At 53.9% G+C, this 16,583-nt stretch carries 16 protein-coding genes; 2 read left to right on the plus strand and 14 right to left on the minus strand.

Annotated elements, in window-relative coordinates; genetic code table 11:
* Positions 1-11: 11 nt before the first annotated feature.
* The 8 genes from tcuB to ybfF all read right to left on the minus strand — a co-directional run bounded on the left by tcuB (position 12) and on the right by ybfF (position 6,306).
* Positions 12-1,151, minus strand: a complete 1,140-nt coding sequence (gene tcuB / locus AACS05_RS06295; RefSeq protein ID WP_045441065.1) for a tricarballylate utilization 4Fe-4S protein TcuB — start codon at positions 1,149-1,151, stop codon at positions 12-14.
* Positions 1,138-2,541 carry an FAD-dependent tricarballylate dehydrogenase TcuA gene (gene tcuA, locus AACS05_RS06300; protein ID WP_045441066.1) on the minus strand — a complete coding sequence of 468 codons (1,404 nt, stop codon included), beginning with the start codon at positions 2,539-2,541 and terminating at the stop codon, positions 1,138-1,140. The genes tcuB and tcuA overlap by 14 nt, the downstream gene beginning before the upstream one ends.
* A 97-nt stretch (positions 2,542-2,638) precedes the next feature.
* Positions 2,639-3,565: a tricarballylate utilization LysR family transcriptional regulator TcuR gene (tcuR, locus tag AACS05_RS06305; protein WP_045441067.1), complete on the minus strand. Its 927-nt coding sequence runs from the start codon at positions 3,563-3,565 to the stop codon at positions 2,639-2,641.
* 129 nt (positions 3,566-3,694) lie between these two features.
* The gene (fur, locus tag AACS05_RS06310) at positions 3,695-4,141 is read right to left on the minus strand and encodes a ferric iron uptake transcriptional regulator (RefSeq protein WP_045441068.1); all 447 of its coding nucleotides are present in this window, start codon (positions 4,139-4,141) and stop codon (positions 3,695-3,697) included.
* Positions 4,134-4,220 carry a ryhB-regulated fur leader peptide gene (locus AACS05_RS06315; protein ID WP_100247215.1) on the minus strand — a complete coding sequence of 29 codons (87 nt, stop codon included), beginning with the start codon at positions 4,218-4,220 and terminating at the stop codon, positions 4,134-4,136. The genes fur and AACS05_RS06315 overlap by 8 nt, the downstream gene beginning before the upstream one ends.
* Positions 4,221-4,430: 210 nt before the next feature.
* Positions 4,431-4,961 carry a flavodoxin FldA gene (fldA, locus tag AACS05_RS06320; RefSeq protein ID WP_045441069.1) on the minus strand — a complete coding sequence of 177 codons (531 nt, stop codon included), beginning with the start codon at positions 4,959-4,961 and terminating at the stop codon, positions 4,431-4,433.
* Positions 4,962-5,116: 155 nt separating this feature from the next.
* On the minus strand, positions 5,117-5,404 hold the full coding sequence (gene ybfE, locus AACS05_RS06325; protein WP_045441070.1) for a LexA regulated protein: 288 nt from the start codon (positions 5,402-5,404) through the stop codon (positions 5,117-5,119).
* Between the two features lie 128 nt (positions 5,405-5,532).
* The gene (ybfF, locus tag AACS05_RS06330) at positions 5,533-6,306 is read right to left on the minus strand and encodes an esterase (RefSeq protein ID WP_045441071.1); all 774 of its coding nucleotides are present in this window, start codon (positions 6,304-6,306) and stop codon (positions 5,533-5,535) included.
* A gap of 195 nt (positions 6,307-6,501) precedes the next feature.
* Here ybfF and seqA point away from each other — a divergent pair, with 195 nt between their 5' ends.
* The gene (seqA, locus tag AACS05_RS06335; protein ID WP_045441072.1) at positions 6,502-7,044 is read left to right on the plus strand and encodes a replication initiation negative regulator SeqA; all 543 of its coding nucleotides are present in this window, start codon (positions 6,502-6,504) and stop codon (positions 7,042-7,044) included.
* Positions 7,045-7,068: 24 nt separating this feature from the next.
* On the plus strand, positions 7,069-8,709 hold the full coding sequence (gene pgm, locus AACS05_RS06340) for a phosphoglucomutase (alpha-D-glucose-1,6-bisphosphate-dependent) (protein WP_045441073.1): 1,641 nt from the start codon (positions 7,069-7,071) through the stop codon (positions 8,707-8,709).
* Positions 8,710-8,761: 52 nt separating this feature from the next.
* Here pgm and kdpE read toward each other — a convergent pair whose 3' ends face one another.
* Genes kdpE through kdpF form a run of 6 tightly spaced genes read right to left on the minus strand, consistent with a single transcriptional unit; the run spans position 8,762 to position 16,543 of the window.
* Positions 8,762-9,439: a two-component system response regulator KdpE gene (kdpE, locus tag AACS05_RS06345; protein ID WP_045441074.1), complete on the minus strand. Its 678-nt coding sequence runs from the start codon at positions 9,437-9,439 to the stop codon at positions 8,762-8,764.
* Positions 9,436-12,120, minus strand: a complete 2,685-nt coding sequence (gene kdpD, locus AACS05_RS06350; RefSeq protein ID WP_045441075.1) for a two-component system sensor histidine kinase KdpD — start codon at positions 12,118-12,120, stop codon at positions 9,436-9,438. The genes kdpE and kdpD overlap by 4 nt, the downstream gene beginning before the upstream one ends.
* Before the next feature lie 10 nt (positions 12,121-12,130).
* Positions 12,131-12,697, minus strand: coding sequence for a potassium-transporting ATPase subunit KdpC (kdpC, locus tag AACS05_RS06355; protein WP_045441076.1), 567 nt, complete (start codon positions 12,695-12,697; stop codon positions 12,131-12,133).
* 8 nt (positions 12,698-12,705) lie between these two features.
* On the minus strand, positions 12,706-14,754 hold the full coding sequence (gene kdpB, locus AACS05_RS06360; RefSeq protein WP_045441077.1) for a potassium-transporting ATPase subunit KdpB: 2,049 nt from the start codon (positions 14,752-14,754) through the stop codon (positions 12,706-12,708).
* A gap of 20 nt (positions 14,755-14,774) precedes the next feature.
* Positions 14,775-16,454: a potassium-transporting ATPase subunit KdpA gene (kdpA, locus tag AACS05_RS06365; protein WP_045441078.1), complete on the minus strand. Its 1,680-nt coding sequence runs from the start codon at positions 16,452-16,454 to the stop codon at positions 14,775-14,777.
* Entirely contained in the window at positions 16,454-16,543 is a 90-nt protein-coding gene (kdpF, locus tag AACS05_RS06370) for a K(+)-transporting ATPase subunit F (RefSeq protein ID WP_001670793.1), read from the minus strand. The genes kdpA and kdpF overlap by 1 nt, the downstream gene beginning before the upstream one ends.
* Between the last annotated feature and the right edge of the window lie 40 nt (positions 16,544-16,583).

Below are 16,583 nucleotides of genomic sequence, written 5' to 3' on the forward strand. Positions count from 1 at the left end.
GAGTGTGTGGGTTAGTCGCCTGCGACTCCCGCCTGTTTTCCGCGCCGTCTTTCTATTGCCCACTTGAGTAAGGAAGCGCAGCGGTAAAATCCGTGGGCAAATTTTCCGTAAGGAATGGTCAGAAAGAGTGCCATGACTACGCCGAGATGAATGGCCAGCAGAATAGCCATCCAGGAGGTGTCTCTACCTGCCAGCAACGCTAAACCAGTCAGGCTGGTCAGTAGCAGCAGCAAAATAAAACCGCGATCCATTGGTTTTTGCCGCGCGTCACCATGTAGCGGTGAGCGCTTAAGATTCAGCCATAACAAGCCAGCAGGGCCTACAACTAAACCAATACCGCCCAAGGTGCCAAGGATCACTGGAAGACTAAAGAACGGGTAGGGTGCTTCTATACCTGCGAAGTAGTGATAGCCCGTCGCTACGATGGTGGCGGCAAAGCAGAGCATAAAACCGTAGAAGGTGAAGTGATGGAAACGGCGACGCATCAGAGTGAAGGCATCATCCGCTTCGTTACAACCTTTGCCGTGCCCACCGTCGAGATATTTCAACGTCAGCGCATTGTGTGAGGCTTCAGCAATTTCCGCGGAACGCGGCATACCCGGGGAGATCTCTCGCCAGAAGCGGATCACGCCTGCCATAAGCAAACCTATTGCCAGGACAAAAACAGAGCCAAACATCCATGCCAGCAGGTTATGCGGAAAAATTTGATAGAAATCCCCGGCCAGTGGAGGATGGAGTAATGAACCCTTTAAACCCATGGCGAGGAGCAGAAACACGATAAGGCCGAAAACCAGCGACAGCGTCGTGGTTACGCCTGCCCGATGATAAAGCGCGCCAAAGGCCGCGGGTTGGGCGTAGTGCTGATAGGTTTCCAGCCGTACTTCCGCCATCGCTTTCGGTACATTGAGAGCAAATTCATGGGGCGGAGCATATTGGCAGGCGTGCAGACAAGCACCACAGTTATGGCACAAGTTTGCCAGATAGTTTATATCCGCTTTACCAAATTCCAGACGCTGAGTCATTGCCGGAAAAACTGCGCAAAAACCTTCGCAATAGCGGCAGGCATTACAGACCTGCATCACACGTTCAACCTCTGCTTCCGGCTCGGTGAGAATTTGCGCTTCAATGATCAATTTCTCAAGCTGCTTCATGATGAGCCTCCTTTTGTGCAGCCAGGGCGGCCTCTTTTCCGGCAATACAGCCAAAAGTTGTGCCGATAGACATTCCTACACCAGCGGTATAGCCTTTACCCAGCACGTTGCCCGCCATCATCTCTCCGGCAACGAACAGGTTGCGGCTTGGCTGTCCGGCAAAGTGTACTGCGGCATGTTCGTCCACTTTCAGCCCCAGATAGGTGAAGGTGATCCCCGGGCGTAAGGCATAGCCATAGTAAGGTGGCGTATCTAATGGTCGTGCCCAGTGGGTTTTCGCCGGTGTCAGACCTTGTGTTGCGCAGTTATCCAGCGTGGTGTGATCGAATTGCCCAGGCAGGCAGGCGCTGTTGTACTGCATGATGGTGTGGGTAAAGCGTTCGGCATCCAGTCCCAACTGGCGAGCAAGCTCTGTCAGCGTATTGGCCTGTGCGCCAGGAAAGACCGGAGGCATGAAGTGGCCGATCGCTTTACTGTCGATAATGGAGTAGCCAATTTGTCCGGGCTGATGGGCAACCAGCCGTCCCCAGATAGCGTAACGTTTTGGCCAGAAATCTTCGCCTTCATCATAAAAACGTTCAGCATCACGATTTACCACTATGCCCAGCGAGACACAGTCCACACGGGTGCAAATTCCGCCATCGTATAATGGTGCTCTGGCGTCAATCGCCACGCAGTGTGACTGGGAGGGATCGCCGACAATGTCCGCCCCGGCATCGATCATAAATTTAAGCAGTACGCCCTGGTTAAAGCGTGTGCCGCGAATAAGAAAGTTATCCGCAGGCCACTCGCCGCGGGCATTCTTGCCCCACGCCTCCCGCAGCCATTCGCGGTTAGATTCAAACCCCCCGGCGGCAAGCACGCAGGACTTAGCCACAATGCGCTCTTTGCCTGCCAGTGCCGCTACGAACTCGCCATTATGCAGTTCTAGCGCCTGGACCGGTGTGTTATAGCGAATTTGCACGCCCAGCTTTTCTGCGCTGCGATAATAGGCATTCACGAGAGCTTTTCCGCCGCCCATAAAGAAGGCGTTAGTGCGTGCCACATGCAAAGCACCGGAAAGAGGGGGTTGAAAATTAACGCCGTGCTGGCGCATCCAGTCGCGACATTGCGAAGAGGTACGTATTACCAACCGCGCCAGTGCTTCGTTGGTATTTCCTTCAGTTACACGCCAGAGATCCTGCCAGAACTCCTCTTCTGGATAGCTCTCCACCAGGACATCCTGTGGGGCATCATGCATACAGCGTAAATTACGCGTGTGTTGGGAATTCCCTCCGCGCCATTCTCGGGGGGCTGCTTCGAGCAGTAATACAGAAGCCCCTTGCTCCCGGGCGGTTAAGGCGGCACATAATGCGGCATTGCCGCCGCCAATCACCAGAACATCAACCATCGTATACTCCATTACCATTTAACTAATTGTTAAATTTGTAATTAAAATGTATACGTGTAAGTTGTGTGGGCGCTACGCTGTGATGCTAAATAGCCCTTTAGTTATTGTAAAGAATTGCGCCTGGCCAGCTTCCTGCTTCCACCAGTTGACACATCACTTTGGTCAGTATCACGCGGGCAGCGAGACCTGCGGGGGTAAGTTCATCATCAGAAAGGCTGACAAGAAAATTAGGGCGGCTAAGTATTGGATTATGGACGCCGATCACTCTTAGCGTCTCTTTATCGAGATGCGAAATCGCCGCGCCGGGTTGTAATGTGGCACCGATTCCACTGCGAACGGCGCTTATCAACAGCGTCAGACCATCAATTTCTGTAGTGATCTCAATGTTCAGAGCATGTTCCTGGCAGATGGCATCCAGTCTGCCGCGCAGGCCGTGACCCGGGCTTGGCATTATCAATGGAATATTAACCAGCTGGGCAGGGGCGATATTGTCATCCGTAATATCATCCAGTAAAGCATGGGTGCCAATCAAAAATAGCCGTTCTTCGAGAATCGGTCTGGCGCTCCAGCGCAGGATTTTTTCCTTTTGAAACACCACTGCTAAATCAATTTGGCGGGTATTAATCATCCGCTCCAGGTTACCGGAGAGGCTTTCCACCACATGCAGGCGGACATCTGCATAGTTTTCCCGCATTGCATTAATGAAAGGCACACCGAGCACGGATGCGGTACTGGGAGCCATTCCGACGCTGACGTGTCCGGAAAGCCGGGCCTCTCGAGCCGCGAGGATCGCATCGTCTGCGTGACGTAATGCCAGTTGTGCCTGGGAGTAAAAAGCCAGTCCGGCGCTGGTGGGCGTCACGCCACGAGAGGTTCGTTGCAGCAGGCGAATAGCGAGTTCGTTTTCCAGCCGGGTCATTTGCTGGCTGAGAGCCGAAACACCAATATTGAGATCGAGCGCCGCGCTGCCCATACTGCCGGTTTCTACAATGCGAACATAATAGCGTAGCTGGCGAAGCTCCATTTCGGCTCTCCGATGAGGTAGGGTGAATTTTACATTAAAGCTGCATTGACCCGAAAGGAAGAGGCCCCCGGCCAGGTTTAGCTTATAAAAAAAGCCAACCGCAGGGTTGGCTTTTCAGAAAACATCATATTATTTGGCGTCGTGCGCATGCTCATCTTCGCGGCAATCGCCTTCAGCGCAGTGACCGTACAGATAGAGGCTATGGTTGGTTAAGCGAATACCATGTTTAGCCGCAATCTCACGCTGACGCGCTTCGATGGAATCATCGCTGAATTCGACCACTTTGCCACAGTCGAGGCAAATCAGGTGATCATGATGATGCTGTTGGGTTAATTCGAAGACGGATTTGCCACCTTCAAAATTATGGCGGGTTACAATACCGGCATCATCAAATTGGTTCAGCACGCGATACACGGTCGCCAGACCAATCTCTTCACCCATGTCTATCAGGCGTTTGTATAAGTCTTCCGCACTGACGTGATGGTTATCCGGTTCCTGAAGAACTTCCAGAATTTTTAAACGAGGAAGCGTTACTTTCAGGCCAGCCTTCTTTAATGCGGTATTATTGTCAGTCATGCGGAATCTGTCCTGTAGCTAAGCGGTTCACTTCATTAACAGAAGTGACAGAAATTGCACTTGAGATAATGCGTATCATTATAGAACTGCCATGTCTAAATGAAAACAGCAAGTCTCTGGCAAATATTGTTAATCAAAACGTGGTATCGCCGACAAACACTCTGTGCAATACCCGATTGGCATCCAGCCATTGTACAGGGTCAGGCGAGAAAGTTACAAATTTGTAGCAATTATTTTGATTGGTTTTATCTATTGATGCGGCGTAGATACGTTTCTACGCCGCATGAAATCAGGCGTTAATGATTTCGTCGAGATGCAGCTCTTCAGAAATCTGTTTAACCCATTTTTCTACGCGTTCAGCGGTCAGCTCAGGCTGGCGATCTTCATCAATAGCCAGACCGACAAAGTGGTCATCATCAGCCAGGCCTTTAGACGCTTCAAAGTGATAACCCGCCGTTGGCCAGTGACCGACGATGGTTGCGCCGCGTGGTTCGATGATGTCGCGGATGGTACCTAACGCATCACAGAAATATTCTGCGTAGTCTTCCTGGTCGCCGCAGCCAAACAGCGCAACCAGTTTACCGTTAAAATCAATGTCTTCGAGAGTAGGGAAGAAGTCGTCCCAGTCACACTGCGCTTCACCGTAATACCAGGTTGGGATACCGAGCAGAAGAATGTCATACCCTTCCAGGTCTTCTTTGCTGCTTTTTGCAATGTCATGTACATCGGCAATGTCTTTACCAAGCTGTTTTTGAATCATTTTTGCGATGTTTTCGGTGTTACCGGTGTCGCTGCCGAAAAAGATGCCAGTGATTGCCATGAGTAAAATAACCTCTTGAAACTTATTGAAATGGTGGTGGCGCAATGCCCACGGATAAGGGCAATCATAGCAGAACAGTCAGGCATGCGGAAACAGCAAACACGCGGGACTGCACTCTGTGCTACACGATTTATGATTTAGAGCAGAAATTCAGACTATGCCTGACCACGCAACGTGGTGAGTTGGTTCATCAGCATCTCTTCGATGAGTTCACTGCGACTCATGTTACGCGCGTCCGCCAGCTCGTTCAGAGCGTCAACGGCGTCGGCATTCAGTTTCAGTTCGACACGCTTAAGCCCGCGAACTTTGTCGCGTTTAAGCTGATTACGTTTATTAATACGTAACTGTTCATCACGCGAAAGCGGATTGGTTTTGGGTCGTCCCGGGCGACGCTCCTGCGCGAACAGATCTAATGTCGTACGGTCCGTTTGTTCTTTGGCCATGATCTTGGTGACTTCGGGGAAACAATCAGCCAGGCGTCTGCCCGGATGGATAGCGCGCCATCATACATCAGCAGGGGGGGCGCGCCAACGCCCACGCACGTAATCGCGCGCGGACGCTGAGTTTTTAATCAGTTGGCCTTGTCCGTCAGATAACGACGGATGGCGCGTAGGACCGCATCTGGTTTTTCTGCGTGTACCCAGTGGCCTGCACCTGCAATAACATGCGCCCTTGCCTGAGGGAATTGCGCCAGTAATTGGTCACGGTACGCTTCGGTAACATACGGCGAGTTTCCACCAGGGATGAACAGCGCCGGATGATCCCATGCAGGTATGGTTTCCCAGCCCACAATATGAGGATACTGGTCCCACAATGCGGGGACATTGAAACGCCACTCGCCGTCAACAAAGGATTTCAGCAGAAACTGGATTACGCCTTCTTCTTTCAGGTACTGGCGCATCACGCTTGCCGCCTGCTGGCGTGATGCGGCTTGTGCATCCGTCACGGCATTAATCGCCGCAAAGATCTCATCGTGACGACGGACATGGTAGTCAACCGGTGCAATATCGATAGCCACCAGTTGATCGATACGTTCAGGTGCCAGCGCGGTTAGCGCCATCACCGCTTTGCCCCCCATTGAGTGACCAATAAAAGTCGCTTTTTCTATTTGTTGGGCGTCCAGTGTATCCAACAGGTCTTGCGCCATGGCCGGGTAATTCATCTCTGGCGAACGAGGGGAGAGCCCGTGATTTCGCATATCAACCTGAATGATGTCGTGATCGACTACCAGGTCACGTGCCAGTATGCCCAGGTTATCCAGGCTGCCAAACAGACCGTGAACCAGGACGATGGGGGAATTATTGTGCAGGTTTTGTGCAGATTGCGCTCGGATATTCAATTTCATGGCAAAGTTCTTTTTTTCACACTAGCGGGTTAGGGTATCATGTTGACCATTCTGCCACAGGGCTGCAACAACTACGGTTACTCCGAGTTTTTCTGGCCATCAGGCTTGACGCTATCCGCTGTTGGGATTTGCCTTTACACTAGGTGTAATAATCCCAACAACTTGTATTCAGCTAAGACACCGCACTGGATTAAGATGAAAACGATTGAAGTTGATGATGAACTCTATAGCTATATTGCCAGCCACACCAAGCATATCGGCGAGAGCGCATCCGACATTTTACGGCGTATGTTGAAGTTTTCTGCCGCATCACAGCCTGCCACTCCGGTGGTAAAAGAAGTCCGCGCCGTGCAACCTGTCGTGGAAGCCAAGCCGGTCGACCCCGTTAAAGATAAAGTGCGCGCCATGCGTGAACTGCTGCTTTCCGATGAATATGCGGAACAGAAAAAAGCAGTGAATCGCTTTATGCTGGTGCTGTCTACACTCTATTCACTGGATCAGCACGCGTTTGCTGAAGCAACGGAGTCGTTACACGGTCGCACACGCGTCTATTTTGCAGCGGATGAACAGACGCTGCTGAAAAATGGTAATCAAACCAAGCCGAAACATGTGCCTGGCACACCGTACTGGGTGATCACCAACACGAATACCGGCCGCAAATGCAGCATGGTTGAACACATCATGCAGTCAATGCAATTCCCTGCGGAATTGATTGAAAAGGTTTGCGGAACAATTTAATCCTTGCATTAGAGGGACCAGGCAATGGCAATCCACAAGCGTGCAGGTCAGCCTGCACAACAGAGTGATTTGATTAACGTCGCCCAACTGACGGCACAGTACTATGTACTGAAACCAACAGCCGGGAATGCTGAGCACGCCGTTAAGTTCGGGACATCCGGGCATCGTGGTAGTGCAGGTCGTCACAGTTTTAACGAGCCGCATATTTTGGCAATCGCCCAGGCCATTGCCGAAGAACGTGCGAAAAACGGGATTACCGGGCCTTGTTATGTGGGCAAAGACACCCATGCGCTGTCTGAACCGGCATTTATCTCTGTACTGGAAGTGTTGGCGGCAAACGGTGTTGATGTCATCGTGCAGGAAAATAACGGCTTTACGCCAACGCCTGCCGTGTCAAATGCAATCCTGGTCCACAACAAAAAAGGCGGCCCGCTGGCTGATGGCATTGTCATCACGCCGTCTCACAACCCGCCGGAAGATGGTGGCATTAAATACAACCCGCCAAACGGTGGTCCGGCAGATACCAACGTCACTAAAGTGGTGGAAGATCGTGCCAACGCGCTGCTGGCTGATGGACTTAACGGTGTTAAGCGAATTTCACTGGATGCGGCGCTGGCGTCGGGTCACGTGAAAGAACAGGATCTTGTGCAGCCGTTCGTGGAAGGGCTTGCAGATATTGTCGATATGGCAGCGATTCAAAAAGCGGGTCTGACGCTGGGTGTCGATCCGCTGGGTGGCTCCGGTATCGAATACTGGAAGCGTATTGCCGAGCACTACAAACTGAATCTGACCATTGTTAACGATCAGGTTGATCAGACCTTCCGCTTTATGCATCTCGACAAAGACGGTGCTATCCGTATGGACTGCTCTTCCGAGTGTGCGATGGCGGGTCTGCTGGCGCTACGTGATAAGTTCGATCTGGCATTTGCTAACGATCCAGATTATGACCGTCACGGCATCGTCACTCCGGCCGGGTTGATGAACCCGAACCACTATCTGGCAGTCGCGATCAACTATCTGTTCCAGCATCGCCCGCAGTGGGGCGAAGACGTTGCCGTTGGCAAAACGCTGGTGTCTTCAGCGATGATTGACCGTGTGGTGAATGATTTAGGACGTAAACTGGTTGAAGTACCGGTTGGCTTTAAATGGTTTGTTGATGGCCTGTTCGACGGTAGCTTCGGCTTCGGCGGCGAGGAGAGCGCGGGGGCTTCTTTCCTGCGTTTCGACGGTACACCGTGGTCGACCGACAAAGACGGGATCATTATGTGTCTGCTGGCGGCCGAAATTACTGCCGTGACCGGTAAGAACCCGCAAGAGCATTACAACGAGCTGGCCGCGCGTTTTGGTGCGCCGAGCTATAACCGTTTGCAGGCAAGCGCGACCTCCGCGCAGAAAGCAGCGCTGTCTAAACTCTCTCCGGAGATGGTCAGTGCCAGCACGCTGGCGGGTGATCCGATCACCGCGCGTCTGACGGCGGCGCCAGGCAATGGTGCTTCTATCGGCGGTCTGAAAGTGATGACTGACAATGGCTGGTTTGCCGCACGTCCGTCAGGTACTGAAGACGCCTATAAAATCTACTGCGAGAGCTTCCTGGGTGAAGAACACCGCAAGCAGATTGAAAAAGAAGCGGTTGAGATTGTCAGCGAAGTGCTGAAAAACGCGTAACCAGAAAAGGAGCCGAAAGGCTCCTTTTTTACATCTGGCACCCGGTGAAATATCACGGCATAAACCGATAGCCAATCCCGGTTTCGGTTATAAAGTGACGAGGGCGCGCCGGGTCTACTTCCAGTTTCTGGCGCAAGTGCCCCATATAAATTCGCAGGTAGTGGCTGTGCTCGACGGCGTTGGGACCCCAAACCTGATTCAACAGCTGACGCTGGGTCAGCACCTTCCCGCTGTTATTGAGAAGTATCGCCAGCAGGCGAAATTCAATTGGCGTCAGGTGAATTTCCTCTTCGCCACGATGTACCAGACGCGCGGCAATATCCACTTTCACATCGGAAAAATGCACGACTGGCTCGGGTGCGGGTCCAATAGCGTGGCGGCGTAATGCCACACGCAAACGCGCCTGCAGTTCGCCAATGCCAAACGGCTTGCTGAGATAATCATCAGCACCGGCATCCAGTGCGGCGATTTTGTCGCTCTCTTCACTGCGAGCTGAAAGCACTATAACGGGAATAGCGCTCCATTGTCGCAGGTCGCGAATAAAATCAGTGCCGTCACCGTCTGGCAGGCCGAGATCGAGAATGATGAGATCGGGTTTACGCGTTGCGGCCTCCAGCAGGCCACGTTGCAACGTTTCTGCTTCATACACGCGCAGACCATCGGCTTCCAGCGCGGTGCGCAGAAAGCGACGAATGGCCTGTTCATCTTCAACAATCAATACGTTTGTCACATATCCTCATGAAAATCTTCAAGTTCAGGGGGTAATTCTTGCGGCAGTGTAACACGGAAGCAAGCGCCACCCTGCGGTCGATTATGGGCGGTAATGGTCCCGCCATGCACGTCGACAATAGCCTGGCAAATTGCCAGTCCCAGCCCAACGCCCGGTACTGATGACTCTTTGTTCCCCCGGGAAAACTTGTCGAAAATACGTTGTTCCTGGCCTGACGGAATGCCAGGCCCGTTATCCCACACGTCCAGTTGCAGGTGTTCGCCCTCAACCTGTGCTTCAATTCCTATTTGTGCCTGCGGGCCTGCGTATTTGACGGCGTTTTCCAGCAGATTAATCAGCACTCGTTCAAAGAGTGGCCCATCAACGTGTATCAGCGTCAATGGCTCAGGAAGTGACAGATTAATTGGTGCAGCCAGGCCAGGCTCCAGCATCTGTAAGGCGCTGCCCACCACTTCCTCCAGCGTTAACCACTCTTTCTTAAGATTAAAGCCGCCAGACTGAATTCGCGCCATATCCAGCAGATTATTTACCAGCCGGGTCGTGTTAAGGACATGCTGGCGAATTTCGCTGGCCTGACGGGCGTGCTTCGAGCCTTCCGTTGCCAGATCCAATGTTAAAATCTCCGCCTGACCGAACAGCACCGTTAACGGCGTGCGTAAATCATGAGAAAGGGCGGCGAGCAGGGCGTTGCGGATGCTCTCGCGTTCGCTGGCAAATCGCGCCAGCTCTTCGCTGGCAGTCAGCGCCAGTCGCTCCAGGGCGCTGGCAACCAACAAGGTAAAGGTTTCCAGCAGTCGTTGTTGTTCCGGGATCATCAACTGTCGAAGATTCCCCGGTTCTACTATCAACAGTCCATACGTTTTGTCGGCGCTTTTTAACGGTAAGATCTGATACGGTACGCCCGGTAAGGTATCGGTGCCGGCCCCGGCCGGTTGTCCCTTATCAAAGCTCCAGCGGGCAATGGCATCATCCCAGGGCGTCGTGCCTTGTTGATGCGTCAGCGGAGCCAGTTTGCCGTTCTCATCGGGCAATAAAACCTGACTGCGGGCCTGAAAGGTTGAGGTAATAAACTGCTCACTGGTGGCAGCGATATCTTGTTGACTCCGCCCCACGGCCAGGGCTTTGGACATCTCGTACAGATGCCGCGTGCGCTGTTCCCGGTAGCGAGCGACTCGTGCCTGATAGCGCACTCCTGCGGTCAGATTCCCGATGACCAGACCGACCGTCAACATAACGGCGAATGTGAGCAGATACTGGACGTCCGAAACGGCCAGCGTACCGCGCGGGGCAATAAAGAACAGATCGAAGCTGGCGACGTTAATAAAGGTCGCCACCACAGACGGCCAGCGTCCGTAGAACAGGGCGATCACTACCACGCCTAACAGGTAGAGCATTACCAGATTGGCGGCATCAAAGGCAACCAGCCACTGCATGGCTATCAGCGTTGTGAAGGCGCACAGTGCAGCTGCAACCAGACAGCCCTGAATCTGTACCCGCCACTTATCTTTAAAGGTACGCGTGTCAGCAGCCTGAACCGCCGGACGTGGAGGGGGATCGTCCAACGCGACAATCATCAGATCGAGATCCGGTGCGCGATGGGCCAGCTTGTCGGCAAAAGAATCACTGCGCCACCTGCGTCGCGTTGTCGGACGCCCCAGCACGATTTTTCCCAGATTGTGCTCCCGGGCGTAGCGGACGACCGCTTTATCTTCTGCGGGATCGGAGAGGGTGGCTGTTTCTGCTCCTAATTCCTGTGCCAGTCGCAAGGCGCCAAGAATTGCGCGACGTTGCTTTTCGGGTAACTGATGCAGTGCGGGTGTTTCGACATACACGGCATGCCAGACACTACCGAGACGTGCAGCCAGACGTGCGGCGGCACGCACCAGCTTTTCGCTGCCGGTGTTGTGTCCGATACACAGCAGGATGGCATCGCGGGTGTGCCAGACTTTTTCCTCTCCAGGGTGACCTCGCCAGGCGCGCATTTGATCGTCTACCCGATCAGCTGTACGTCGCAAGGCCAGTTCGCGCAGTGCGATCAAATTGCCTTTGCGGAAGAAGTGTTCGATAGCCCGTTCTGCCTGACCGGCAATATAGACTTTGCCTTCGTTCAGACGTTGGCGCAGATCGTCAGGGGGGAGATCGACCAGTACCACATCATCAGCCGCATCGAAAAACGGATCGGGGACGGTTTCGCGGACCTGAATACCGGTAACGCCGCTGACGATATCGTTCAGGCTTTCCAGATGCTGAACGTTAACAGTGGTAAAGACATCAATGCCAGCTTCCAGCAGTTCTTCGATGTCCTGCCAACGGCGAGGGTGACGCGAGCCTGGCGCATTACTGTGCGCCAGTTCATCCATTAAAATCAGGGCCGGGCGACGGGCAAGGGCGGCATCGAGATCAAACTCGCTGATGTGCCGCCCACGGTGTGACTGGCGTTTCAGCGGCAGCACGGCGAGTCCGTCCAGCAGTGCGGCGGTCTCTTTACGCCCGTGAGTTTCCACCACGCCGATCAACACATCCAGCCCTTGCGTCCGTAACCGCTGGGCCTCAGCCAGCATAGCCCAGGTTTTCCCGACTCCAGCGCAGGCACCGAAGAAGATTTTTAGTTTTCCCCGGTGCGGGGCGGCGGTCTGTTCCAGTAAGCGATCCGGATTGGGGCGCAAGGGTTCTTCTGTCATGACCTTTTTCTCAGCGCTTATCCAGCGCTAAATTAAGTTCCACCAGGTTCACTACCGGCTGGCCGATAAACCCGACCAGCGGCTTATGCGTGTATTGTGCAACTAACTGCGTTACCTCTTCAACGCTGAGGTTACGGGCTTGCGCCACGCGGGGGATCTGCCAGGCTACCGCGTTCGGTGTCAGATTATTGTCCAGTCCACTGGCAGACGCCGTGACCAGTTCCACCGGAACAACTGGGTTAGCCTGCGGATTTGCAGCACGCAGCGCGGCAATCCTGCTTTGCAATTGTTTATCCAGCTCCGGGTTGCTGGCCGCCAGGTTACTGCCGCCTGAACCCATTGGATTATAGGGCATTTCCGCCGTCGCTGAAGGGCGTCCCTGAAAATAACCGGCGGCGGTAAAGTTCTGGCCGATGAGTTCAGAGCCGCGAACGACCTGACCCTCACGGAGCAGTGACCCGTTAGCCTGATGGGGAAACCACCATTGCCCCAGTGCGGTTGTCAGCAATGGATATGCTCCGCCGGTGATAAGTATCAGGAAAATCAATGTTGATAGTGCAGGACGTAATCCACTCATCTGAAACCTCACACCAGACCCAGCAGGGTCAGCAATAAATCAATCACTTTGATACCAATAAATGGCACAACCAGACCGCCCAGACCGTAGATCCACAAGTTACGGCGCAGCATGGCGGAAGCCGATAACGGTTTATAGCTCACGCCCTTCAGCGCCAGTGGGATCAGAAAGACAATAACCAGCGCATTGAAGATGACCGCGCTCAGGATTGCCGAATCCGGCGAATGCAGGCGCATCACGTTAAGTGCGTTGAGCTGCGGGTAGGTTGCGGCAAACGCAGCCGGGATAATGGCGAAATATTTCGCAACGTCGTTGGCAATACTGAAGGTGGTCAGCGAGCCACGTGTCATCAGCATCTGTTTGCCAATATGCACCACTTCAATCAGTTTAGTGGGGTTAGAATCCAGATCGACCATGTTGCCCGCTTCCTTCGCGGCCTGGGTCCCGGAGTTCATGGCAACCGCCACATCTGCCTGAGCCAGTGCGGGGGCGTCGTTGGTTCCGTCGCCGGTCATCGCCACCAGACGACCTTCCGCCTGGTACTGACGAATAAGTGCCAGCTTGGCTTCCGGTGTGGCTTCCGCTAAAAAGTCATCCACCCCGGCTTCTGCCGCAATCGCGGCGGCGGTTAGCCGGTTGTCGCCGGTGATCATCACCGTTTTGATACCCATTTTGCGCAACTGGGCAAAACGTTCTTTGATCCCGCCTTTAACGATATCTTTCAGCGCAATCACACCCAGCACGTGCGAACCTTCGGCAACGACCAGCGGCGTCGCACCAAGGCGAGCGACGTTTTCGACCTTCTGCTCAACATCGGCAGGGAAGTGCCCTCCGTTGGCTTCGACGTGACGACGAATGGCGTCTACTGAACCTTTGCGGATCATGCGGTTGTCGATATTGATACCGCTCATCCGGCTTTGTGCGGTAAACGGTACAAATGTGGCGTGCAGCGATTGCACGTCGCGTATGCGCAGATTAAAGCGCTGTTTTGCCAGCACCACGATGCTACGACCTTCTGGCGTTTCATCCGCCAGTGACGAAAGCTGTGCGGCGTCGGCCAACGTTTTTTCATCAACGCCCTGGGCGGGAAGAAAATCTGAAGCCTGACGGTTGCCCAGCGTAATGGTGCCGGTTTTATCCAGCAGCAGTACGTCCACGTCACCTGCTGCTTCTACCGCTCGCCCGCTGGTGGCGATGATATTCGCACCCAGCATGCGGCTCATTCCGGCGACGCCAATTGCGGAGAGCAGGCCACCGATAGTGGTGGGGATCAGGCAGACCAGCAATGCAACCAGAACTGTGACGCTGACCGCGCTGCCGCCCCAGGCGGAAAACGGCCACAGCGTAGCGGTTGCCAGCAAAAAGACGATGGTCAGGGCGATCAGCAGGATCGTCAGCGCGATTTCATTTGGCGTTTTCCGCCGTTGGGCGCCTTCGACCATTGCGATCATTCGGTCGAGGAATGTTTCGCCGGGGTTCACGCTGCATTCGATCACCAGCCAGTCGGAGAGGATGCGAGTTCCTCCGGTAACTGATGCGAAGTCACCGCCGGATTCGCGGATAACCGGCGCAGATTCACCGGTAATCGCGCTTTCATCCACCGATGCGCCGCCTTCGATGACTTCGCCGTCGCAGGGGATAATATCGCCTGCTTCAACCAGCACCACATCCCCTTTACGCAGTTCGCTGGCAGGAACATGATCCATTGACGAGCCGTATTTGGGTTCGCGTAATTTACGTGCGAAAGCTGTTTTTTTCACCCCTTTCAGGCTGTTGGCCTGTGCTTTGCTACGTCCTTCCGCCAGCGCCTCGGCAAAGTTGGCGAACAGAACGGTCACCCATAACCAGAGACTTATCGCCCCGGTAAACATTGGGTTCCCGATCATGTGCCCGGTTGCCATCGCTACGGTTATCAGCGTGGTCAGCAGGCTGCCGATCCAGACGATAAACATGACCGGATTGCGCCACTGGGTATGTGGGCTTAATTTTTTGATGGCGTCCATAAGCGCTTGCGCGACCAGAGAGGGTTCGAACAGCGCCAGTTGCTTGCGACTCATAATAATGTGCTCCGCATCGCTCAACGTAAAGAGAGGTATTCTGCGACCGGGCCAAGCGCCAGAGCAGGAATAAAGGTAAGAGCGCCAACCAGTAACACCGTACCGATTAACAACCCGACAAACAGCGCACCGTGTGTGGGCAGAGTGCCAGGGCTTGCGGGTTGGCTCTTTTTACCGACCAACGACCCGGCAATTGCCATCACCGGAATAATGACGCCGAAGCGCCCGAAGAACATGCAGAAGGCCAGCAGGCAGTTCCAGAATGGGCTGTTGGCGCTTAACCCGGCAAAGGCGCTACCGTTGTTGTTCGCTGCAGACGATACGGCGTACAGCACCTCACTGAAACCGTGTGGTCCAGGGTTGAGCATCGCGCTGCGCCCGGCGTCGCTCATCATGGCAATCGCTGTACCAAGCAGCACCAGTGCAGGGGTAACCAGAATCGCCAGCGCTGTCATTTTCATTTCGCGCACGTCGATTTTCTTACCCAGATATTCCGGGGTACGGCCAATCATCAGTCCGGCGATAAATACGGCCAGCAGAACAAACAGCAGCATGCCGTATAAACCTGAACCCACGCCGCCAAACACCACTTCGCCAATCTGCATCAACCACATTGGCACCATCCCGCCCAGCGCGGTGAAAGAGTCATGCATAGCGATGACCGCCCCGCAGGATGCTGCCGTCGTGACGACCGCAAACAGACTGCTGACCAGCACGCCAAAGCGGCTCTCTTTACCTTCCATGTTGATATTGCTGTCTGCGCCAAACGCCATCAGATGTGAATTACCCTGAATCTCAGCCCACATCACGATCGCCACGCAGATGACAAAAATCAGCGACATTGCCCACAGCAGAGTACGTCCCTGACGGCGATCGCCCACGACGTCGCCAAAAGCAAAGCACAGGGCGGCGGGAATTAAAAAGATCGCCAGCATCTGCACCATGTTGGTCAGTGCGGTTGGATTTTCAAACGGATGTGATGAGTTAGCGTTAAAGAAGCCGCCACCGTTAGTGCCGAGCATCTTAATGGCTTCTTGCGAGGCGACCGGACCCATCGGCAGCAGTTGTTTAGCGCCTTCAAGCGTGGTGAACGCCTGGTAAGGCAACAGGTTTTGCAGCGTGCCTTGCTGTATAAAAAACAGGGCGATGAGCAGAGCAATGGGCAGCAAGATCCATAACGTAATGCGCACCAGATCCACCCAGGCGTTACCCAGCGTGTTCATACTTTGGCGTGTGAAGGCGCGGATCAGGGCGAAAATCACCGCGATGCCGGTCGCCGCTGACAGGAAATTCTGTACGGTCAGCCCGGCCATTTGGCTGAAGTAGCTTAAGGTGGTTTCGCCGCTGTATGACTGCCAGTTGGTATTGGTGACAAAACTCACGGCGGTATTCAGCGCGAGATGCCATGAGAGTCCCGGCAATTGCTGAGGGTTCAGTGGCAGCAAACCTTGCGCCATCAGCATCGAAAACAGCACCAGCAGACCCAACATATTGAGTGCAAGAATTGCCAGCAGATACTGCTTCCAGTTCATTTCGTGTTGCGAAATGCCCAGCCCACGCCAGAGCACACGTTCAATGCCGGTCACGCCCGGCAAGGATGCGTTATTGATAAGCCTTGCCAGCCCTGCGCCCAATGGTCTGGCTACAACAAAAAGAACCAGTAAGAAACTGGCGATGAGTAAAAATCCTTGTGCCGCCATCAGAACGCCTCCGCATTGATCAGGGCATACACCAGATAACCTAATAATAAAAACACCAGCACAATGCCGGTTATCACGCCTGCACTCACGGTGCACCTCCAGTGGCATAAATGTGATAACCAGAGCGTA

The sequence above is a fragment of the Citrobacter sp. S-77 genome (assembly GCF_963864895.1).
GTDB lineage: Bacteria > Pseudomonadota > Gammaproteobacteria > Enterobacterales > Enterobacteriaceae > Citrobacter > Citrobacter murliniae.